This window comes from Flavobacterium sp. LMO6 (assembly GCF_009495795.1).
Classification (GTDB): domain Bacteria; phylum Bacteroidota; class Bacteroidia; order Flavobacteriales; family Flavobacteriaceae; genus Flavobacterium.
Genome location: NZ_WIBH01000003.1, coordinates 201,760 through 223,567, shown reverse-complemented (window position 1 = coordinate 223,567; position 21,808 = coordinate 201,760). Strand labels below are relative to the sequence as shown.

At 31.2% G+C, this 21,808-nt stretch carries 15 protein-coding genes and 1 pseudogene; 12 read left to right on the top strand and 4 right to left on the bottom strand.

Annotated features, from left to right (window positions below):
• The first annotated feature begins 114 nt into the window (after window positions 1-114).
• Entirely contained in the window at window positions 115-2,262 is a 2,148-nt protein-coding gene (locus tag GFJ99_RS04850; RefSeq protein ID WP_153207763.1) for a S46 family peptidase, read from the top strand.
• 57 nt (window positions 2,263-2,319) lie between these two features.
• Here GFJ99_RS04850 and GFJ99_RS04845 read toward each other — a convergent pair whose 3' ends face one another.
• Window positions 2,320-8,856 (bottom strand): alpha-2-macroglobulin family protein, encoded by a 6,537-nt coding sequence (locus GFJ99_RS04845; RefSeq protein ID WP_153207762.1) that lies wholly within the window; start codon window positions 8,854-8,856, stop codon window positions 2,320-2,322.
• 111 nt (window positions 8,857-8,967) lie between these two features.
• Between GFJ99_RS04845 and GFJ99_RS04840 the strand changes: the two genes are divergently transcribed.
• The 3 genes from GFJ99_RS04840 (at window position 8,968) to GFJ99_RS04830 (ending at window position 11,850) form a co-directional block, all read left to right on the top strand.
• Window positions 8,968-9,654: a lipopolysaccharide assembly protein LapB gene (locus GFJ99_RS04840; RefSeq protein ID WP_203228773.1), complete on the top strand. Its 687-nt coding sequence runs from the start codon at window positions 8,968-8,970 to the stop codon at window positions 9,652-9,654.
• 86 nt (window positions 9,655-9,740) lie between these two features.
• On the top strand, window positions 9,741-11,096 hold the full coding sequence (gene murC, locus GFJ99_RS04835) for a UDP-N-acetylmuramate--L-alanine ligase (protein ID WP_153207761.1): 1,356 nt from the start codon (window positions 9,741-9,743) through the stop codon (window positions 11,094-11,096).
• A gap of 10 nt (window positions 11,097-11,106) precedes the next feature.
• Window positions 11,107-11,850, top strand: a complete 744-nt coding sequence (locus tag GFJ99_RS04830; RefSeq protein WP_153207760.1) for a hypothetical protein — start codon at window positions 11,107-11,109, stop codon at window positions 11,848-11,850.
• Here the strand turns inward: GFJ99_RS04830 and GFJ99_RS04825 are convergent.
• A complete protein-coding gene (locus tag GFJ99_RS04825; RefSeq protein WP_153207759.1) occupies window positions 11,847-12,494 on the bottom strand; it encodes a DUF1287 domain-containing protein in 648 nt (215 codons plus the stop codon). The two genes, GFJ99_RS04830 and GFJ99_RS04825, sit on opposite strands and share 4 nt — an antisense overlap.
• Window positions 12,495-12,663: 169 nt before the next feature.
• Between GFJ99_RS04825 and radC the strand changes: the two genes are divergently transcribed.
• The 7 genes and pseudogenes from radC (at window position 12,664) to GFJ99_RS04790 (ending at window position 18,604) form a co-directional block, all read left to right on the top strand.
• Complete coding sequence (gene radC / locus GFJ99_RS04820; RefSeq protein ID WP_153207758.1) at window positions 12,664-13,347, top strand: DNA repair protein RadC; 684 nt, start codon at window positions 12,664-12,666, stop codon at window positions 13,345-13,347.
• 269 nt (window positions 13,348-13,616) lie between these two features.
• Window positions 13,617-14,276: pseudogene (locus tag GFJ99_RS04815) on the top strand (superoxide dismutase); the annotation flags it as partial.
• A 495-nt stretch (window positions 14,277-14,771) separates the two neighbouring features.
• Window positions 14,772-15,401 (top strand): ABC transporter ATP-binding protein, encoded by a 630-nt coding sequence (locus GFJ99_RS04810; protein ID WP_153207756.1) that lies wholly within the window; start codon window positions 14,772-14,774, stop codon window positions 15,399-15,401.
• Entirely contained in the window at window positions 15,398-16,657 is a 1,260-nt protein-coding gene (locus tag GFJ99_RS04805) for an FtsX-like permease family protein (protein ID WP_153207755.1), read from the top strand. The genes GFJ99_RS04810 and GFJ99_RS04805 overlap by 4 nt, the downstream gene beginning before the upstream one ends.
• Window positions 16,650-17,144 (top strand): hypothetical protein, encoded by a 495-nt coding sequence (locus GFJ99_RS04800; protein WP_153207754.1) that lies wholly within the window; start codon window positions 16,650-16,652, stop codon window positions 17,142-17,144. The genes GFJ99_RS04805 and GFJ99_RS04800 overlap by 8 nt, the downstream gene beginning before the upstream one ends.
• A 48-nt stretch (window positions 17,145-17,192) precedes the next feature.
• Window positions 17,193-17,885: a YjjG family noncanonical pyrimidine nucleotidase gene (locus tag GFJ99_RS04795; protein ID WP_153207753.1), complete on the top strand. Its 693-nt coding sequence runs from the start codon at window positions 17,193-17,195 to the stop codon at window positions 17,883-17,885.
• 2 nt (window positions 17,886-17,887) lie between these two features.
• The gene (locus tag GFJ99_RS04790) at window positions 17,888-18,604 is read left to right on the top strand and encodes a hypothetical protein (RefSeq protein ID WP_153207752.1); all 717 of its coding nucleotides are present in this window, start codon (window positions 17,888-17,890) and stop codon (window positions 18,602-18,604) included.
• 83 nt (window positions 18,605-18,687) lie between these two features.
• Here the strand turns inward: GFJ99_RS04790 and GFJ99_RS04785 are convergent, their stop codons facing one another.
• Window positions 18,688-19,977, bottom strand: coding sequence for a replication-associated recombination protein A (locus GFJ99_RS04785; protein ID WP_153207751.1), 1,290 nt, complete (start codon window positions 19,975-19,977; stop codon window positions 18,688-18,690).
• A 242-nt stretch (window positions 19,978-20,219) separates the two neighbouring features.
• On the opposite strand from GFJ99_RS04785, the gene GFJ99_RS04780 reads away from it, so the two are divergent.
• Entirely contained in the window at window positions 20,220-20,972 is a 753-nt protein-coding gene (locus tag GFJ99_RS04780; RefSeq protein ID WP_153207750.1) for a rhomboid family intramembrane serine protease, read from the top strand.
• Window positions 20,973-21,054: 82 nt separating this feature from the next.
• Here GFJ99_RS04780 and rlmB read toward each other — a convergent pair whose 3' ends face one another.
• The gene (rlmB, locus tag GFJ99_RS04775; protein ID WP_153207749.1) at window positions 21,055-21,792 is read right to left on the bottom strand and encodes a 23S rRNA (guanosine(2251)-2'-O)-methyltransferase RlmB; all 738 of its coding nucleotides are present in this window, start codon (window positions 21,790-21,792) and stop codon (window positions 21,055-21,057) included.
• Window positions 21,793-21,808: the final 16 nt, after the last annotated feature.

Below are 21,808 nucleotides of genomic sequence, written 5' to 3'. Positions count from 1 at the left end.
TTGTAATTAAAAGTTAAATTTGATTCAAATTAACTTGATTTTGAAGCTATAATTTTATCGAAATCGTATTTTTAAGTATATTCGCAACACAAATCAAAAGAACACAGATTTATTATGAAAAAATTATTATTATTTGTCGTTTCTGCAATTATGCTAGTGCCGGCTTCGGTAAAAGCAGACGAAGGAATGTGGTTTTTAATGTTCATTGAGCGTTTAAATCACCGCGACATGCAAAAAATGGGCTTGCAATTAACAGCCGAGGAAATTTACAGCATCAACAATCACAGTTTAAAAGATGCTATCGTGCAATTTAACGGTGGATGTACTGCTGAAATGATTTCAAAAGACGGATTAGTTTTAACCAATCACCACTGTGGATATGATGCTATTGCAGAATTATCTTCAGCAGATAAAAACTATTTAAAAGATGGTTATTGGGCAAAAACAAAATCAGATGAGTTAAAACCTTCTAGTTTATATGTACGTTTCTTTGTTCGTATGGACGATTGTACAAAAAGAATTTTAGCGGTTGTAAATTCAGGTATGAGCGAAGCAGATAGAGAAAAAGCTATCAATGCTGAAATTGCTAAAATTGAAAAAGAAAACAACGAAGGTGGAAAATATACCGTTTCTGTTCGTCCGTTTTTTCAAGGAAATGAGTATTACTATTTCGTTTATCAAGATTACAAAGATGTTCGTTTAGTAGGAACGCCTCCAGAAAGCTTAGGAAAATTTGGTGGTGATACAGATAACTGGGAATGGCCTCGTCATACAGCAGATTTCTCTATGTTTAGAGTATATGCAGATGCAAATGGAAATCCAGCAGATTATTCTCCAAGTAATGTTCCATTACAACCAAAACATCATTTACCTGTTAATTTAGGTGGAGTTCAAGAAAACGACTTCGCTATGATTTTAGGATATCCTGGTAGAACAAACCGTTGGATGCCTGCAGGTGGAATTGAGCAAAACGTAAAATTTGCTTATCCTGCTTGGGTTGAAGGTTCTAAAGCCGGAATGGACAACATGAAAAAATACATGGTTCAAAGTGATGCTTTAAATCTAGTTTATGCTTCAAAATTTGCGGGTGTTGCTAACTATTGGAAAAACCGTCAAGGAATGATTGATGCGTTATCAAAATTTGGTACTGCAAAAACAAAAGCAGCTCAAGAAGCTAAATTTAATAAATGGGCAAATAAACCAGAAAACAAAGCTAAATATGGAAATGTAGTTTCTACTATTAATAAATATTATGCTTTAACTAACGAAAAATCGCGTCATGATAACTATATGATGCAATTATTCAGAACATCAGCTTTTGGAACAGTAAGTCGAGGTTTAGGAAGACAATTAGACGCTTATGTAAAAGCAGACGCAGCTAAAAGAGAACAAATGGCGCCAGCTATTATTGAAATGACTGAGGAAATGCATAAAGAACTATACATTCCGGCTGAAAAAGATATTTTAGCGGCTCAATTAAGTTTATATGCTAAAAAAGCAGGATATAAATTAGCTCCAATGGTTGAGAAATTAGCTGCTGAAAATAATGGCGATTTTACCAAATATGTAAACGCTGCTTTCGATTTAAGTATTTTTACTTCTGTTGATAAAGTAAAAGCATTTTTAGCATTACCTTCTGAGGAACTATTGAAAAATGACCCATTACAAGCATTAACAACTGATTTGTTTGCTCATTATTTTGAAAAAAGCGACGAGTTAACACAAGCGCAAAACGATTTTGGAGCTTCTTTCCGTTTATTAGTAGAAGGTTTAAGAGAATCTAAAATTGGTGAAATCAAATATCCAGATGCAAATTCAACTTTACGTTTAACTTATGGAAAAGTTCGTTCTTTACCAGCTGACAAACGAAATGATGCTACAATTAATAACTACACTACTTTAGAAGGTCAGGTTAAGAAATACAAAAAAGGTGATTTAGAATTTGATTTACCAACAAGAGTTTTAGATTTAAATGCTAAAAAAGAATATGGTAGATTTGCTGATAAAGACGGTTCATTACACGTTTGTTTTTTAACTGATAATGATATTACAGGTGGAAATTCAGGTTCTCCAGTTTTAAATGGAAAAGGAGAATTAATTGGTTTAGCATTCGACGGAAACATTGAAGCTATGGCAGGTGACGTAATCTTTGACAAAAAATTACAAAGAACAATCAACGTAGATATTCGTTACGTATTGTGGGTAATTGAGAATTTCTCAGGAGCTAAACACATTGTAGACGAAATGACTATTGTGAAGTAATTTTTAATTACAATATAAATAGAAACGTCCCGATTATTCGGGACGTTTTTTTATGGTTTACTTTTGAATATTTAGTTTCGTATTTATGGAATGGCTTGAGAATTCAGGAGCATACATGCTTTGCAACGTTGCAATTCCGTCATTAAAAACACCAGAATTATTTACTCTAACATCATATTCAAAAACATAAGTTCCGGTTTTAACTTTGTCAAAGAAGAAATGAGTGGCCACATCTTTTGTACTTCTGTAATAACTAATTCCTTCTTTCCATTCATACTTCGAAATTACATCTACGGGTTCAAAGCAAGATGCTCTTAAATCTTTTAGATGCACAAATTCTAAATCATTATCCGTTTTAATTATTAGTCGAATGGTAATTAAGTCGCCAACTTTTACATTTTCAGAATTAATATCTACAAGCTTATTTCCATCAGAAGTTTTGATTTTTTTATAAAGGTTTTTTGTAATCGAAAGCGTTGCGGTGCTATCCGATTTTACAGCATCTAAATCTTCAAAATATTGCCAATACAATCCACCAAAACCAGCAACATCCGATTTGTTTTCAACGGATATTTGTCCCATTTCTTTTGAAATTTCATCAGAATTCCAATTCATTTTAATATAACCTGTGGCAGCATCCTTATCGTTTTCAGATAGTTTTTTGGTTAGTACTTTTTCGTTTCCAATTTTAAACTTGGTATTATCTTTAATACTTGTCCAGTCAGTTCCTTGTAATAATAAGGCGTAAACGGCTTCTGTTGTGGCTTTTGTGGTTGGCCACTGTTTCAATTGTTTTTGTTTTAACAACCAAACCTTCATCTCATCTACAAACTTTTTGTCTTTTTCTATTTCGGAAAAGGCTTCTATTAGCAAAGCTTGAGTTTCTATTGCCGATTGGTACCAATAATATCCATTTTTATTTTCAATCCAATACATGCCAAAATCATCATTTCGAGCTACTGTTTCTTTTAAATTTGAAATAATTTTCTCCGCGAATTTTTTATCGCCTAATCGGTTCATCGTTAAAGCTAATAATCCTTTTTGGTATAAAGAATAGTTTAACCAATTGGATTTAAACTCCACTTTTTGAATGTTAACAATTGAATCTATTTTTTTAGAAATTGGATATTCTTCTAAATAAAAACTTCTAGCATATAAATAATGTAAGTTGGAATAAGCGTAATAATTAATACGTTCATTTTTAAGCGTACTTTGATTTATGTATTTACTGTCTAAATAAGGAATTGCTTTTGAAGTTATATTTTTAAATTCCGATTTTTTTTCAGGGAACATTTTACTTAAATGCCCAAATCCAGAAATAATATGTTGGGTGATAAAAATATTCTCATCTCCGCCATCAAACCATGCAAATCCACCAGAAGCTAATTGTTTTTCTTCTATTTTTTTGATGGTTTTGTCTTGCGATTCTTTCATGGTGTTCAAATCCATTAATAACGCCAAACGTTTGTTTTTAAGTTCTTCGCTTTCGGCATCTAATAACCATGGAGTTTCATTTAAAACAATAGACTTCAATTCTTCGTTTTGTGTAAGTTTTGAAACTGCTTTTGGATTGTTTTTCCAAGATTCAAACAAAGTAGCTATTTTTGGATTACTTGAAATAATTTCAGTAGCGATAAAGTTTCCATAATATCTTGAGAAAGTCTGCTCTGCACATTCATGTTGATATTCCATTAAATACGGTAATGATTGAAGTGCGAGCCATGTTGGATTAGAAGTATATTCTAAAGTAAATAAATGGTTTTTTAAAGTTTTAGAATCATTGTTTGTAAGGTTATCAAATACATATTCTTTTTTTGAATTCCCTTTAACCCAAATCGGGATACTTTCGGTAAGTAAGACTTTATTACTCATTACGGGTAATATGTTTTCCTCTCCGTCTGAGAAATTACCTGATTTAGCTACTATTTTATATTGTAATCCTTGAACACCTTCTGGAATTGTAACTGTCCAAGAAACAGGAACACTTTCTTTTGATTTACAATTGAAAGCTTTTACATTAGAACTATTATTCGCAATTGCATCTATAGGTTGCATAGTGGTAGCATCAAAAAGCAATAACATGGCGTTGCCTGATTTTATTTCATTAGTTAAATTAACCACTTTTGCTGTTAACGTAATTTCATCTTTTTCACGAACAAAACGCGGCATATTGGTTTGAATCATAACATCTTTTTGTGAAATTATACTCGATTCAAAATAGCCCGATTCTAAATTTTTATTGTGACCAAATAAGCGTAATTTCCATTTAGTTAAAGATTCAGGTGTAGTAAATTGGAAAGAAAATTTACCGTTATTATCCGTTTTAATATGAGGATAAAAGAAAGCCGTTTCGTTAAAATTACTTCTCGTTTTAACTTGCGCTAATTCTTTTAATCCATTTTTAGTTGTGATTAAAATAACGCCATTTGCACCTCTAGAACCATAGATTGAAGTAGCTGCCGCATCTTTTAAAACATTTAATGATTCAATATTATTTGGGTCTATATTCAAAGCATCTCCAGAAACAGGAACGCCATCAATAATATAAAGTGGATTTTTATTTCCGTTTACAGAACCAAAACCGCGAATACGAATAGTATCATTACTACCAGGTGCTCCTGAGCCTTTATTAACATAGACGCCAGCAACTTCTCCTCTAAGAGCTTTTGATAAATAGCCATCATAAGATTCTTCCTTGTCCATATAAATACTAGTAGCTGTTCCAGTGAATGCTACTTTTGTTGTGCCGCCATATCCTACAACAACAACATCAACTCCTTCTACGACATCATCATTTAAATTTATTTCTAAATTTTTTGTTTGCTCTACCGATATTTCCTCTGATTTTTTACCTGAATAGGTAACAACAATAATTTCTCCTTTAGCGGCCTCAATAGAGAACTCGCCATCAAAATCGGTTGTAGTGCCTCTGTTGGTTCCTTTGATGTATACATTTGCTCCTGCAATAGGACCAAGTTCATCATGAACAATTCCAGAAATTAATTTAGAATTTTTAGGAATTTCAATCGTGTTGCTAATTCTTCTCTGATAATTTTTAAGAGTATAATTGTTTTTAGGGTCATTAAAATCAAATCCAAACCAATATAATTCGGGATTTCTTTTATAAATGGCAAAGTAATTTCTTTGTGTGCTAAATTTGTTTAAGTTTAAATAGTTGTTTTGCTGATAGCTTACTATTTGTGGAGTATTCGGATACGAATTATTCACTTGAAAAATAAATTCATCCCAATAGCTTTTGGCAAATTGATCTAAAGAACTGTCATACATGCTGGCTAAAATTTCAGCCTGAAGTTTTGGATTAGTAATTTTAAAAGACCAATTTTCTATGCTTCCAGGTTCTATTTTGTTTCGTAAACTCTCAATTTCAATTTGTAATTTATTTTCGGTTGTGTTATTTTTAATTTGATGCAATTTTTCATAGCCTTCATTTTCCCATATAGTAGAAAAATGGAAAGTTATATTATCTGTAAATTTTAAGTCTTTATTGAATTTAAAAACAGCTTTACCATTAATCAATTGAATCGTTTTAACATCATTCGTCATGTTTTCGTCAACATAAAAACGAGAAGTTATATATAAATCAGGTATAATGGATTGTATTTCAATAGTGTAATCTTTAGATTTTGATTCAGAAATATCTTTAAACGTAAAAAGTTCTTTTTCAGAATAAGGAAATTGTTTTGATTTAACACTAATTTCTCTTTGGTTTGTAATTAAATTGTTTTTTAAATCATAAGCTTCAGCAACGATTTTAAATTTAGAATTTCTATAGTTTTTTAAAAAGTCTAATGTTATTTCTTTGGTTATTTTTGTGTCAAAAGAAATAGTTTTTACAAGAACTTCTTGAACTTCTTCATCGGTTTCATCAAATGGTTCATGTGGAAATAAATTCTGAAATTCATTTTTTGTAAGTGTTTGTATTTCAGGAATTTCATTTTGGCGTTTTTTTAAGAAACTTTTCTTTTTAAGTTCATAAATCTTTATTTTCCCTTTTGTATCAATAGGGTAGTTGTTTAATGTAGTTGCACTTATATTTAGTTTGTTATTGTCTTCTGAAATTAATTCCCAATTGACTTTTAAGTTAAGTTTTAACATTTCTTTACCCACAACAATACTTTTGGATGCACTTCTTGTTTCTCCTTGAATATCTGTAACCGTAACATTGATTGAGAAATTTAAGGTTTCAATTTCTTCATTTAAAATAGTTGGTTCATTGGCTATAAATTGTATCGTAAAATTTCCATTTTCATCAGTAGTAGTTTCTGAATTAATAAAGTTTTGTTGATAAGGAATGCTTTTTGTTTTGCTGTAACAGTTTTTTGAAACCGTATAAGCGATTTTTGCATTAGTAAGATTATTTCCAGCTAGTGCTTTTGCATTTCCTTTGATAGTAATGCTGTCGCCAATAGTGTAATTTTCTTTAATTTCATCAAAGTTAACTTCAAATGTTGGACGCTTGTATTCTTCTACTTTGAAATTAAATTCGGTGTGACTTTCAAAATCAACGTTGTCCCAAAATTCATGTTCCTCTTCTTTTTTATTATAGTATTTTGAATCTTGTTCATAGTTGTCAGGTTCTTCAATTTCTATGCTGAATTCTCCAGTTAAGGTGTTTTTTGGAATGTCAAATTCGCCAGAAAAACTTCCAAATTCATTTGTTTGAACATCATATTCTTTTAATTTGGTATTGTTAACGTCAGAAATTGTAACATGAACAGTAACAAATGGCACCACATTTTTAACAGCGTCTTTTTTCTGGATGATAACACCTTTATAAAACATTTTTTGTCCGGGTCTGTATATAGCACGATCAAAGTATATCATTGCTTTTGCTTCCCAATTTTCATAATCATCTACCGATTTATTATTAAATTCATTTGTAGATAAAAAGTTTCTATTGTAATTTATAGATAAAGAATCATTTTTCGAAGTGATTAAAATAGCATTGCTGTATTTTTTATCTTTTATTCTCCATTTATGTTTAAAATAGGCATTTCCATTTGCATTCGTTTTTATGTTTTCCTCCTCACTAGCAATTTTTACATCTTCTAACGGTTTTCCTAGCTTCCTATCATAAATGTAAAAGGCATCTTTGTTTTCTTCGTTATCTTCAATTACATACAGATTGGTAACTTGAAGAATAGTGTAATCAAATACTTTTTTGTTAGAAATGGTGTCGTTTGGTGTTTCGATGTAAATTAAATAATTGCCAACATCTAATTTTTCTAATAAAACTTCGGTAGAATATTCAAAATAATCACGTTTGTTTGGTAGTACTACTTTTTGTGTTTTAAACGCTTTATTTTTCGTTAAAAAAGCATTGATTATTGAATCTTTATTAAGTTTTTCAGTATTGTTATAATAGAAATTATTATTAAATAGATAATTTAGTTTTTGTGGTAATTCATAATAAGAAATAGTAAGCGAATCAATATTTTTAAAATTTACAAAAGCTCTATTGTTTTGTTTAGGATAGCTTATTTTAGGTAATGTAATTTCTAAATGTTTATTGTTGATTTCAATTTTTATTTTTTCAGCCTCTGCTAATGCATTTACGTTAACTTTATTATTTAAAATAGTATCTACAAGTTTTAATGCATTAGTATACAAATTGATTTCGCCATTTTTATGCGTTTTATTATAATAATGCCTAGCTCTATCCACTCTTAAAAATTGTTTTAAAAATAGATTAGTTGTTGTTTTTTCTAAATAGGAAACTTTATTTAGATAAAATTCTTCATCCCAAAAAGTCTCTTTTATGTATTTTAATCTTTCGTAATAAGCAAAATCTAATTTTTCATAATTCTTCTGATTCAGATAATATTTTTCATTGTTTTGTAAAAGCGTAATTAATTTTACCAGGTTATCATCCTCTAATTTTTTTGCATTGTATTTTATAAAAGATTCAGGATTTTTATAAAAAATTTCAATCTCCGATTTAAAATCAATTGATTTTTTTTGTTTCCACGAACTAATTGTAGATTTAAGATGGTCGCCTTTTTTTTGAGCTAGAAAATCATAAACGCTAAAGTTTTTTATATCTACACTTGATGAAATATCAAAAATTTCTTTAATTTTTTCAATACTTGTATTTCTTAATTCATTCTCATTTGACAAGAGATTATCATAGTTTTTTTCTATTTGAGCATTAAAATCAGCTTCTGTCCACGTCAAAAAATCTTTGTTTTTTTGATTTTCTAAATTGGTTCTTTTGTTAATGTTGTAATTATTTCTTAGGTAATATTGTTCTAAAATATTTATGTAAACATATTGTAAAACCGCTTTTGAAACAGGTTTGGCTTCATTAATTTCTTGTTGCAGATTTTTTATAATTGTACTTTGAGCTTTTTCATCAAAGACTTGTTCGAATTTTGATAAATAGAAAAAACATTTGATGATTTGCACTTCATCATTTTTACGTTTTGCTTTTTTGTAAATTTCTTGAACTTTTTCTTGAGCAGATTTAACTTTTCCTTCCAATTCATATTTATAAACTTCTTTCCACTTATCATCATACTGACTAAATAAATTGAACGAATTAACTAATAAGATTAATAATAATATTTTGCGCATAATAGTTGGTTTTTATATAAAGAGTGTAAAAAATATAAAAAGGTTGGGACGTAATTAAAATAAATTATTTGTAAGTAAAATTAACTAAAATCATTTCACTATTTTTGAAAAATGAAAATTATCCAAATCTTTTTTCTATTACTATCATTGTCAGTCTTTTCACAAACAACGTTTGAAAAGGCCGAAAAATTGTATGCACAAAAAAGATATAACGAAGCAGAAATATTGTTTTCTGAATTTTTAAAACTGCAACCTAATCATGCTAAAACAATTGAATATCTTGGTGATATTGCGGGTCATCAAAAAGATTGGGATGCCGCGATTACAAATTATAAAAAACTAAAAGTTACTTATCCAAAAATTGCCAATTATTGGTACAAATATGGTGGCGCATTAGGAATGAAAGCCAAAGAATCCAATAAATTCAAAGCTTTAGGAATGATAGATGAAGTTGAACAATCGTTTCTTACAGCAGCTAAATTAGATGCAAAACATATTGAAACACGTTGGGCATTAGTAATGTTATACATCGAATTGCCAGCAATTATTGGTGGTAGTGAAAAAAAAGCACAAAAATATGCCGATGAGTTAATACTGCTTTCAAAAGTCGATGGGTATTTAGCTAAAGGATATATTGATGTGTATTTTAAACGTTATGCAAAAGCGGAAAACCATTATAAAAAAGCACACGAAATTGGCAATTCAAAAACTACCTTCGAAAAATTATATGACTTATATTTGAACAAACTTAAAGATAAAGCGAAAGCAAATAAGTTAAAAGAACAATTTGAAAAATAGATTAAAAGGTTATGGGTTTAATAGTTTAAATGGCAATGTGCCTAAACTCTTAAACTGATGAACTTTTCAACTCATAAACGATAAAGATGAGAACACATTTCATAGCTATTGGCGGAGCAGCCATGCACAATTTAGCATTAGCCTTACACAACAAAGGATATCACGTAACAGGTAGCGATGACGCTATTTTTGAACCTTCAAAATCACGATTGGAGAAAAAAGGATTGTTACCAAAAGAAGAAGGTTGGTTTCCCGAAAAAATCACAACTGATATTGAAGCGATTATTTTAGGAATGCACGCAAAAGCGGATAATCCAGAATTATTGAAAGCACAAGAATTAGGTCTGAAAATATATTCGTATCCTGAATTTTTATACGAACAATCGAAAAATAAAACCCGAGTAGTTATTGGTGGTTCACACGGAAAAACGACGATTACTTCGATGATTTTACACGTGATGCATTATCACAATATCGAAGTGGATTATATGGTGGGAGCACAGTTGGAAGGTTTCGACACGATGGTACATTTAACTGAAGACAATGATTTTATCGTATTAGAAGGCGATGAATATTTGACTTCTCCGATTGATTTGCGACCAAAATTCCATTTGTACCAACCGAATATTGCCTTGTTATCCGGAATTGCTTGGGATCATATCAATGTGTTTCCTACGTTTGATAATTATGTAGAACAATTCAGAATTTTCGCTAACCAAATCACGCGTGGCGGAATTTTAGTCTATAACGAAGAAGATGAAGCCGTAAAGGCAGTAGCTGAAGAAACTGAAAATCCAATCCGAAAAATTGCTTATCAAACCCCAAGTTACACCGTTGAAAACGGAACTACTTTATTAGATACACCAGAAGGTCCAATGCCAATCGAGGTTTTCGGTGCACACAATCTAAGCAATTTAGCAGGTGCCAAATGGATTTGCCAATGTATGGGCGTGGATGAAGCCGAATTTTACGAAGCCATTGCCAGTTTTAAAGGTGCTTCAAAACGATTAGAAAAAATTGCCGAGAGCGCTACTAAAGTTGCGTATAAAGATTTTGCACATTCGCCAAGTAAAGTTGCTGCTACTACAAAAGCCGTAAAAGCTCAATATCCAGATAGAAAATTAATTGCTTGTTTAGAATTGCACACCTATAGTAGTTTGAATGCCGAATTCTTAAAAGAATACCAAGGCGCTTTAGATGCAGCCGATGTTGCCGTTGTTTTCTATTCGCCCGATGCAGTAAAAATTAAACGTTTGGAAGAAGTAACGTATGACCAAATTGCACAATCGTTCCAAAGAGAAGATTTAATTATTTATACCAATCCAGCTGAATTCAAAGATTTTTTATTCAGTCAAAATTTAGAAAATTCTGCTTTACTATTAATGAGTTCAGGAAATTACGGTGGTTTGAATTTTGATGAGGTGAAAGGGTTGATCAACTAATTTATATTTTATGTTAAGGATTCTAACTTTATTTTTTATTTCTTTTTTGTTTTATTCATGTGATAAAAAGAAAGAAGATGAAGTAGTGTTAGAACTTCAAAACACCAATTTGAATTATACTTTTAATTTAGATTCTATCTATAGTAGACGTTTTTTTTCAGAACAACAACAAGATAGTTCTTGTAATGTTGTTGTTTTTAGAATTAAAAATTTTACAGATAAAAAGCTACTTTTTTTATCAAGAGATATTGATTTAAATCAAATTTATGGTTTAAAATTGAATTTTTATGAAGGTGACAGTTTAATAAAAACAGGAAATATTTTGACTGATCCAGTTTTAAATGATTCAATTAGAGATTACTATTTTCATGCATTAGAGCATAAGTTTAACTTAGAAAAGCTAAAAAATAAAAAATTAAAAAAAATCGGAGCTAAATCAAACTTTGATTTAATGAATTCTTATGTTAGTCAATCTGTAGTTTTATTCCCTAATGAAGAAAGAGAGTTTGTTTCTCTTTTGAGTTTACCTTTTATTAGAGAGTTGGATACAAAGATTATAGAATGGCCAACAGTTATTAATTTTAATAAAAACAAGCAATACTTTTTTTCAATCGAATATCAAATCGATGAAAAATTACTCATTAAAGAATTGACAAAAAATCAAATTGAAGATTTAAAAAGAAATAACATTGAAATTTTTAGTGGAAAGTTAGAATCAAATAAAATCCCTGTAATTAATTACAACAAATATTAATTTCCATACCTAAAATGCCCAACAATTTTCCAACTGAACAGACAATCTTCTAAAACTTGTCCGCTTCCTACGTTATGCACAATCATTGGGTTGCCATTTTCTGATTTTATGTGTGTTACAATACCAATGTGTGGCAATTTATCACCAATCATCCAAGTAACTAAATCGCCCGTTTTGTAATCTTTTGGGTTTTGAGTAATCGGTAAGGTTTTTCCTTTTCGAGCAAAGAAAACTTCTAAATTAGGAACTCTTCTGTGGTCGATATTTTTATCGGTAGTCTTTAAACCCCATTTTTTTAAATTCGGATACAAAGAAAAATTCGCTTTCATTTCTTCATGAACATCTTTCTGCAAATCAATTCCTAATTTTCGATAAGCACGAATCACCACATCTGTACAAACACCCGTTTTTGCAGGAACATCACCATTTGGATATTTTATCCCAACATAAGCCGGCGTGTAAACCACTTCAGGATCAATTATAGAAATCGCTGCATTGGATAGTTTTTCATAAAAATCGATTGGGTTTTTAATTGCTTCGATTTCTGTTTTTGATTCAATCTGTTGCGCTATTTCCGTTTTAAAGGTTTCTTTTTTACAATTCAGAAATAAAAAAGACAATAAAATGATTCCAGTAAATTTCATGTGCTAATTTTTTATAAAAACGTATTTTCAACTGAATTTATTATCAATCCTTCTAAAATTGAAAAAAATCCTTCAACTTCCAACTTCCAACTTCCTTCACCCATCAATAATTTTGACATTCCATTTTTTTTAATTATTTTTGTTCTCATAAACGCCAAAATAAATTCTTATGTACACGCCAATCAATCAATGGGCCGAAGACGATCGCCCACGTGAAAAATTTCTTCTAAAAGGTAAATCCACCTTATCTGATTCCGAATTACTTGCTATTTTAATTGGTTCCGGTTCTCGAAATGAGAGCGCGGTACAATTGTGCCAACGCATTTTAGCTTCTTCCGAAAACAATCTGAATACGTTAGGAAAAATGTCGGTTTCCCAACTCATGCAATTCAAAGGAATAGGAGAAGCCAAAGCCATTTCTATCGCCGCAGCTTTAGAATTAGGAAGAAGACGCAGAGCTGAAGATGCTATCGAACTCAAAAAAATTACTTCTAGTAAAGCTGTTTTCGATATCATGCAACCCATTATTGGCGAATTGCCTCACGAAGAATTTTGGGTATTGTATCTCAATAACTCCAATAAAGTCATCTACAAAGCCCAACTCTCAAAAGGTGGCATCACAGGAACCGTTGTTGATATTCGTATAATTTTCAAAATGGCATTCGAACAAAATGCAACGGGTTTAATTCTTTCCCACAATCATCCATCAGGAAAATTAATCGCTAGTGAAGCCGATTTAAAAATCACAAAACGTATCAAAGAAGCAGGGCAAACTCTTGAAATCCAGGTTTTAGACCATCTTATCATCACCGAAAATGGTTATTTGAGTTTTCAGGATGAAGGGATTTTTTGATTTTTTAAACCCATAGTCACATAGTTTTTTATTGATAAGAATTTACACAGAGATTCATGGAGTTTTTTTGAATAACTTTATTTTGAGAGAGATTCACAGAGACGCTTTGCTTTTGAAACACATTGAAGAAATACTTAAACGGATTCCTTTGCGAACTTTGCGAAAAAACTTTGCGCTCTTTGCGTTTAAACCAACAATTATGGAAATTTTAAGAATTCTTAATTTTTTATCTAATCGATAAGCCGTATTTTTATAAAAATTTTAAAATAATGAAAAATATAAAATTCTTTTTAGCTACACTTTTAGTTACAATTTCAGCATCTGCTCAGTTTTCTCAAAAAGCTTTGCCTTATGGATACAGTGATTTAGAGCCATTTGTTGATGCACAAACAATGGAAATTCATTACAGCAAACATCATGCAGGTTATGTGAAAAATTTAAATAAAGCTTTAGAAGGTACTGCGGATGAAAAATTAAGTTTAAATGAAATCTTAGCTAAAGTTTCTACTTTGTCTACCGCTGTTAGAAATAACGCTGGAGGACATTACAATCACGAATTATTTTGGTCGGTATTAACGCCTGAGAAAAACACAAAAATGTCGGCTGAATTAGAAAAAGCAGTAATTGAAACTTTTGGAAGCTTTGAGGTTTTAAAAGAAAAACTAAACGCTGCTGGAGCAACTCGTTTTGGTTCAGGTTGGGCATGGTTAGTGGTTACTAAAGAAGGGAAATTAGTTATTTCTTCAACTGCAAATCAAGACAATCCACTAATGGATAACGCAGAAGTAAAAGGAACTCCAATTTTCGGAATCGACGTTTGGGAACATGCTTATTACTTAAAATATCAGAACAAAAGAGCAGATTATTTATCAGCGTTATGGAATGTAGTAAACTGGACAGAAGTGAGTAAAAGGTATAAAGCAGCAATGCCAAAACCAGATACATTTGCAACTTGGCCAGAAATTAAAGCTTTTCACAAAGTAATGTCACAAACATTTCATCCAAGTGAAGAAGGAAATTTACAACCTATCAAAGAAAGAAGCGCTGAAATGGCAGAAAAAGCAAATGCTTTAAAAATGTCTAAAATTCCTGCTCAATTCAATAAAAAAGAAATTGTAGCTTCGGTTAATAAATTAGCTAAAGACACTAAAATGTTAGATAAATTAGTAAAATCTAAAGCATCTGATGCAAAAATCACTAAAGCTCTAAATGGTTTACATGACACTTTTCATACTATTGTAGGATTGTGTACACATGATGAAGAATAGTTAAACAATCAAATAAAAATTATCAAGCTGAACTCGTTTAATTCCATTGAATCTTCGATTTCAGCTTCTTTTTTGACATTTGATTATTAAAATTTATTTAAGAAATTTTTCTATTCAATTTCTTATCTTGCAATGCTAAATTAATGCTGAAAAATAATGATAAGCACTAAAAACATTCGATTTTCTTACAATAAAGAACAAGAATTTATATTCCCAGATTTATATTGCGAAGCTGGAAGTACATTATTAATTACAGGTGATTCTGGTAAAGGAAAAACTACCTATTTGCATATTTTAGCGGGATTGTTAAAACCATCTAAAGGCGAAATTGAAATTGATAAAACTGATATTGCTTCACTTTCAGAAAAAGCTACAGATAAATTTAGAGGGAAGCACATTGGAGTGGTTTTTCAAAAATCATATTTTATTGCTGCTCTAACTGTTTTGGAAAATTTAGAAATGGCAAGTTGGTTAGCTACTGGAAAAAAACATACAAAACGTGCTAAAAAAATATTAGTGCAATTAGGAATCGAAAATCAAGCTTCAAAATTACCTTCTCAATTGAGTATTGGACAACAACAAAGGGTTTCTATCGCACGTGCGCTTATGAACGAGCCAAAAGTGCTTTTGGCAGACGAACCAACATCAAGTTTAGATGATAAAAATGCTGAAAAAGTAATTGATTTACTTACATCTTTATCTAAAGAATACAAAGCCGCTTTGTTAATTGTAACACACGATAGCCGAATTAAAGAAAGGTTTATCAATAAAATTACTTTGATATGATAGCAAAATTAGCATGGAAAAATATATGGTTTAAACCATTAAATACGATTTTGAGTGTTGTTTTGTTAACCTCAAGTGTGGCAATTATTACGACTTTAGTTTTGGTTGAAAAACAATTTGAAGAAAAGTTTTCTAGTAATATTGATGGTGTCGATTTAGTAATGGGCGCTCAAGGAAGTCCATTACAATTAATTTTATCTTCGGTTTACCAAGTAGATGCTCCAACTGGAAATATTAGTTATGATTCTGCAAAAGTTTGGATGCAACATCCATTTGTTCAAAAAGCAATTCCTTTAGCTTTTGGAGACAATTATAGAGGATATAAAATCTTAGGAACAACACCTGATTATTTAGATAAATACGGAGCAAAAATTGCTGAAGGGAAATTATTTGAAAAGAATTTTGAAGTCGTAATTGGAAATGATATTGCTCAAAAATTAAGTTTAAAAGTTGGAGATGAGTTTTTTGGATCTCATGGCGATGCTGTTGAAGGTGAAGTTCATGAACATTATGGTTATAAAGTAGTCGGAATTGCAAAACCAACAGGAAAAGTAGTAGACAATTTGATTTTATGTACAATTCCAAGTGTTTGGCAAATGCATGGCGGACATGATGAAGCTGAAAATCCAGCACATGGCGAAGAAGGTCACGTTCATGTTGAAGGAGAAGAACATCACGAAGAAGCCGACATGACTTTAGATATGCCAGGTATGGAAATTACAGCTGTTTTGCTAAAATTCCGCAACAAAATGGGAATTGTAACTTGGCCAAGAATTATAGCGCAAAACACAAAAATGCAAGTCGCTTCTCCAGCAATCGAGGTAAATCGTTTGTTTTCGTTATTCGGAATTGGAATTTCAGCCTTGCAATATTTAGCCTACGGAATTATGTTGATTTCAGGAATTTCAATTTTCATTGCTTTGTACAACACATTAAAAGAACGTGAAAACGAATTTGCCTTAATGCGTGTCAACGGAGCCAAAAGACTACAGCTTTTAAAAGTTGTTATGATAGAAAGTTTGCTTTTATGCATTGTTGGATTTATCTTTGGTACGGTTTTGGGAAGAGTAGCCATATCTATGTTGTCGAACTCAGCTGAAGAAGATTTCAAAATGAGTTTTAATCCGTACGAATTTATTTGGGAAAAAGAAGGAGCTCTATTTTTACTAACGCTATTAGTAGGTTTTATTGCGGCACTAATTCCAGCTATAAAAGCTTATAATTTAAACATTTCAAAAACATTAGCCAATGCGTAATTATATAAAATTAATTTTAGCCTTATTAGTATTTATTTCAATGATGAGTTTTACTGATAGTACAACTTTACCAATGAATACTAATAGCAAGAGCACAACTGTTGCAAACGATACTCTTACATGGAAGTTGTTAGGAGATATAAAATATATTCGTAAAAAACATGCAACGTATGGAGAAGTAGAATTTCCACAAGTGAACATGAAATTGAAAATGATGCAAAAGAAAACGATTTTCATGAGCGGATTCATTGTACCTATTGACAACAAAAACTATGCGTTAAGTAAAAATGTTTTTGCAGCTTGTTTCTTCTGTGGAAAATCAGGGCCAGAAACGATTGCGGGTATCAAATTTAAAGGAGGTGCTTTTCCAAAGTTAAAAACCGATACCTACGTAACTTTAAAAGGAACTTTTAGATACAACGAAACCGATGTGGAAGATTGGATTTACCATATTGAAGACGCTGTAATTGTTTCTCAAAGCAAATAATTGGAAGCCCATCGTTTGGGCTTTTTTTAATCATTCAATACGTTAGCATTGCAAACATTTCAACATAAAAAACATCTCTTTTTCGATTTAGATCATACCCTTTGGGATTTTGATAAAAATTCTGCTTTTGCCTTTGATACCATTTTTAAACAGCAAGGTTTGGATATTAATTTATCTGATTTTCTTAATATATATATTCCCCGCAATCAGCATTATTGGAAATTATATCAAGTAAATCAAATCTCCCACGAGGATTTACGCTATTATCGTTTAAAAGATGTTTTTGATGCGTTAGAATTTGAAGTTTCAGATGCAATAATTTATCATTTATCAGACGAATACATTAAATATTTGCCAGAATACAACCATTTGTTTGATGGAGCTATCGAGCTGTTAGATTATTTAAAACCTAAATATCAATTGCACATAATTACAAACGGATTTGCTTCTGTTCAAACCAAAAAGCTTAAAAATTCCAATATTGATCATTATTTCGAAACCATCACCAATTCAGAAATGGCTGGTGTAAAAAAACCACATCGAGATATATTTGATTTTGCTTTATCTTTGGCAAATGCTTCAAAAGATGATAGTATAATGATTGGGGATAGTTATGAAGCCGATGTTTTAGGAGCAATTGAAGCAGGAATTGATGCTGTATTTTTCAATGAACAAAATATTCAAGTAGAACAACCTGTATTTCAAGTAACTCATTTATTAGAATTAAAAAATATATTATAGTTATGAAGAAAATAATTTTAATAATTACATTGTTTTTAAGTAGTATTTCTTTTGCTCAAGAAAGTTATAAATACATTATTATTCCATCTCAATTTTCTTTTTTTAAAGAGGCTAACAAGTATGGACTTAATGAATTAACAAAGTCTTTTTTTGAAAAGGAAGGATTTCAAGTAATTTATGATACCGATAAATTTCCAAACGATTTAGCAGAAAACCGTTGCTCAGCTTTATATACTAATGTTTTAGAGAAAAGTAATATGCTAACTACAACAATTACTTTTGAAATTAAAGATTGCCAGAATAATTTACTTTTAACAAGTAAAGAAGGCGACTCGAGAGATAAAGAATATCAAAAGGCATATAATGAATCATTTAGAGAGGCTTTAATTAGCATGCGAGGACTTTTGAGATTTAAACCTGTAGAAATAGTTAAACCAATTGAAAATCCAGTAGTTATTTCAGAAAATAAACCGAATACAAATGCTGCAATAATTGTGAATGAAAATCAACTTTTTGCTATTCCAATATCAAACGGATTTAAATTGGTAGATTCTGAACCTAAAACAATTATGCTAGTAAAATCAACTTCGGCAGAAAATGTTTTTATAGCTCAAAAAGAAGAAGTTTCAGGAGTTTTATTAAAGAAAAATAACGCTTGGTTTTTTGAATATTATAATGGAGATAAATTAATTTCAGAAAAAGTGGAAGTTAAGTTTTAGTAAAAAGTAAAAAGTAAAAAGTAAAAAGTAAAAAGTAATTTTCACTAATCACTAATCACTAATCACTAATCACTAATCACTAATCAATACCCATACTTATCCTTCCATCGATTCTTTAAAAACTGACGTAATTCTTTTTCGCGTGCATTTTCACCTGGTTCAAAGAACTTAGTCTCTGAAATCTCCGTAGGTAAAAATTCTTGTTCGGCAAAGTTGTTGGGGAAATCGTGCGAGTATTTGTATTCATCTCCGTAACCCAATTCTTTCATTAATTTAGTTGGAGCATTTCGTAAATGAATAGGAACGGGTAAATCTCCTGTTTGTTTTACCATTTGTTGCGCTTTTCCAATTGCCATATAACTTGCATTACTTTTTGCAGAAGTAGCTAAATAAATCGCACATTGACTCAAAATAATGCGACTTTCAGGATAACCAATTGTCGCTACCGCTTGAAAAGCATTATTTGCCATGATAAACGCCGTTGGATTGGCATTTCCAATATCTTCACTAGCTAGAATCAGTAGTCGTCTGGCGATGAATTTTACATCTTCACCACCTTCAATCATTCGAGCTAACCAATATACAGCGCCATTTGGATCGCTTCCACGAATCGATTTAATGAAGGCTGAAACAATATCATAATGTTGTTCGCCTGTTTTGTCATACAAGACTGTGTTTTTTTGCACCAATTGCATTACTTTTTCATTCGTAACTTCTATGGATGCAGAGCTTGTTGAAGTATCGGTTGCATTAATAACCAATTCGAAAATATTTAATAATTTTCTACCATCGCCACCTGAAAGTCTCAACAACGCTTCGGTTTCTTTTAATTGAATGTCTTTATTTTGTAAATGAATATCAGTTTTTATTGCACGATGTAACAACGCTACCAAATCGTCTTTGGTAAAAGCATTCAATACATAAACCTGACATCTTGACAATAAAGCGGGAATAACCTCAAAACTCGGATTTTCAGTAGTTGCACCAATCAAAGTTACCCAACCTTTTTCGATAGCTGCCAATAAAGAATCTTGTTGCGATTTACTAAAACGATGAATCTCATCAATAAATAAAATCGGATTTTTAGCTGTGAATAAACCGCTGCTTTGTTTCGCTTTTTCAATAACTTCACGTATGTCTTTTACGCCAGAATGTATTGCACTCAGTTGGTAAAACGGACGTTTGCTTTCTTGTGCCATAATTTGTGCCAAGGTGGTTTTTCCGGTTCCGGGTGGTCCCCATAAAATCAAACTTGGAATTAATCCTTTTGCAATTTGTTGCGTTAGTGAACCCTCAGGTCCAACTAAATGTAGTTGGCTAATGTAATCCGATAATTGTTGTGGGCGTATGCGTTCGGCTAATGGTTGATTCATGATGTAAAATTACAAAAATATGCGATTCTTTTTTAGATTTTTACCACATAGAAACATAGGTTTAGAAATTATTGATTAAAGGCATTTCATTAATTAAAGATTATATAGATTTTGCTTTGTGAACTATGTCAAGTGTAACGCCTTTTTAATTCAAAGTTAAACTTAAGTGTCTATGTGTTTTAAATAAGTCTGCCATAATTTCATAATTAACTTTTTGGCTTTATATTTGAAATTATTCAACTATGGAAAAACAGCACGATAATCCTTTTCAGTTTACAAAAGCGGTCATTTTATTACCGTTGTTTTTTGTATTGACTTTATGGTCGGTTTTTTGGTATGAATTGCAATTTCATGATAATTTATCGCATTTTGGAATATATCCAAGAGAAGTTTATGGATTGAAAGGAATTCTTTTTAGTCCTTTTTTACATGGCGATATCGAGCATTTGGCTAATAATTCGGTTGCACTATTAGTGTTGTTGCCTATTTTGAGGTATTTCTACAAAGAACAATCGTTTGTGGTTTTGCTGTTTGGAATTCTGTTTTCAGGATTAGGGACTTGGTTGTTAGGTAGGCCAAGTTATCACATTGGTGCCAGTGGATTAATTTATGCTTTGGTGAGTTTTATCTTCTTCAAAGGTATTTTCACCAAATATTACCGGTTAGTAGCTTTATCCTTCACCATTGTAATTTTGTACGGCGGAAGCGTTTGGTACATGTTTCCAAATGTCAAAGAAGGTATTTCGTGGGAAGGACATTTAGCGGGATTTATTGTTGGATTGGCTTTAGCTTTAGTTTTAAAAACGCCTCAATTTTCAAAACCTATTTTCTACGAATGGGAAAAACCCGATTTCAATCCAGAACTCGATCCCTTTATGAAAAACTTCGACGAAAAAGGAAATTTCAATCCACCACCAAAACCAGAAGAAGTAATTCGAGGATACTTTAATTCTTCTATGAGAGTGGTGTATGAGTTTTTGGGAGGGAAGAAATGAGTCAATGTGGCAATAAGTCAATTAGCCAATTAAAATTAATTTACTCAGAAGCTATTGGCATATTGTCACATTGAAAAATTGACTAATTAAGTCTCTGTCTCAAAGCCTCATACAAAAATGCACCACAAGCCACAGAAACATTCAATGATTCGATAGTTCCAAACATAGGTAATTTTGCTTTTTCATCTACAATTTTTAGTACAGAAGGGTTCACACCTCTATCTTCGCTACCCATAATAATGGCAACACCTTCGTTAAAGTTGATGTCGTAAATGTGTTTGTCTGTTTTTTCAGTTGCAGCAACAGTTTTAATTCCAGAACCTTGTAAATAGAAAATTGCGTCTTTGATATGATCCACTTTACAAATTGGCACATTAAAAACCGCTCCAGCAGAAGTTTTAACCGTATCGCCATTCACAGGAGCTGAACCTTGTTTTTGGATAATAATTCCGTCAACACCAGTACATTCTGCAGTTCTGATGATGGCGCCAAAGTTACGCGCATCAGATAATTGGTCTAAAATTAGGAATAAAGGTTTTTTACCAGTTTCAATAACGCCTTCTACTAAAGTTTCTAATGAAACAAAAGAAATAGGAGCGATAGTTGCCACTGCACCTTGGTGATTATTTGGAGTTAATCGGTTTAGTTTTTCAACAGGAACGTATGAAAAGTTGATGTTGTTTCTTTTCATTGTTTTCATCAAATCTTGCATCAAGTCTCCTTGCGCATCTTTTTGAACGAATACTTTATCAATTTCCTTTTTAGCGTTAATTGCTTCAATTATTGCTCTAATCCCGAATATTTGGTTGTCTTTTTCCATGGCGCAAAGATAGGAT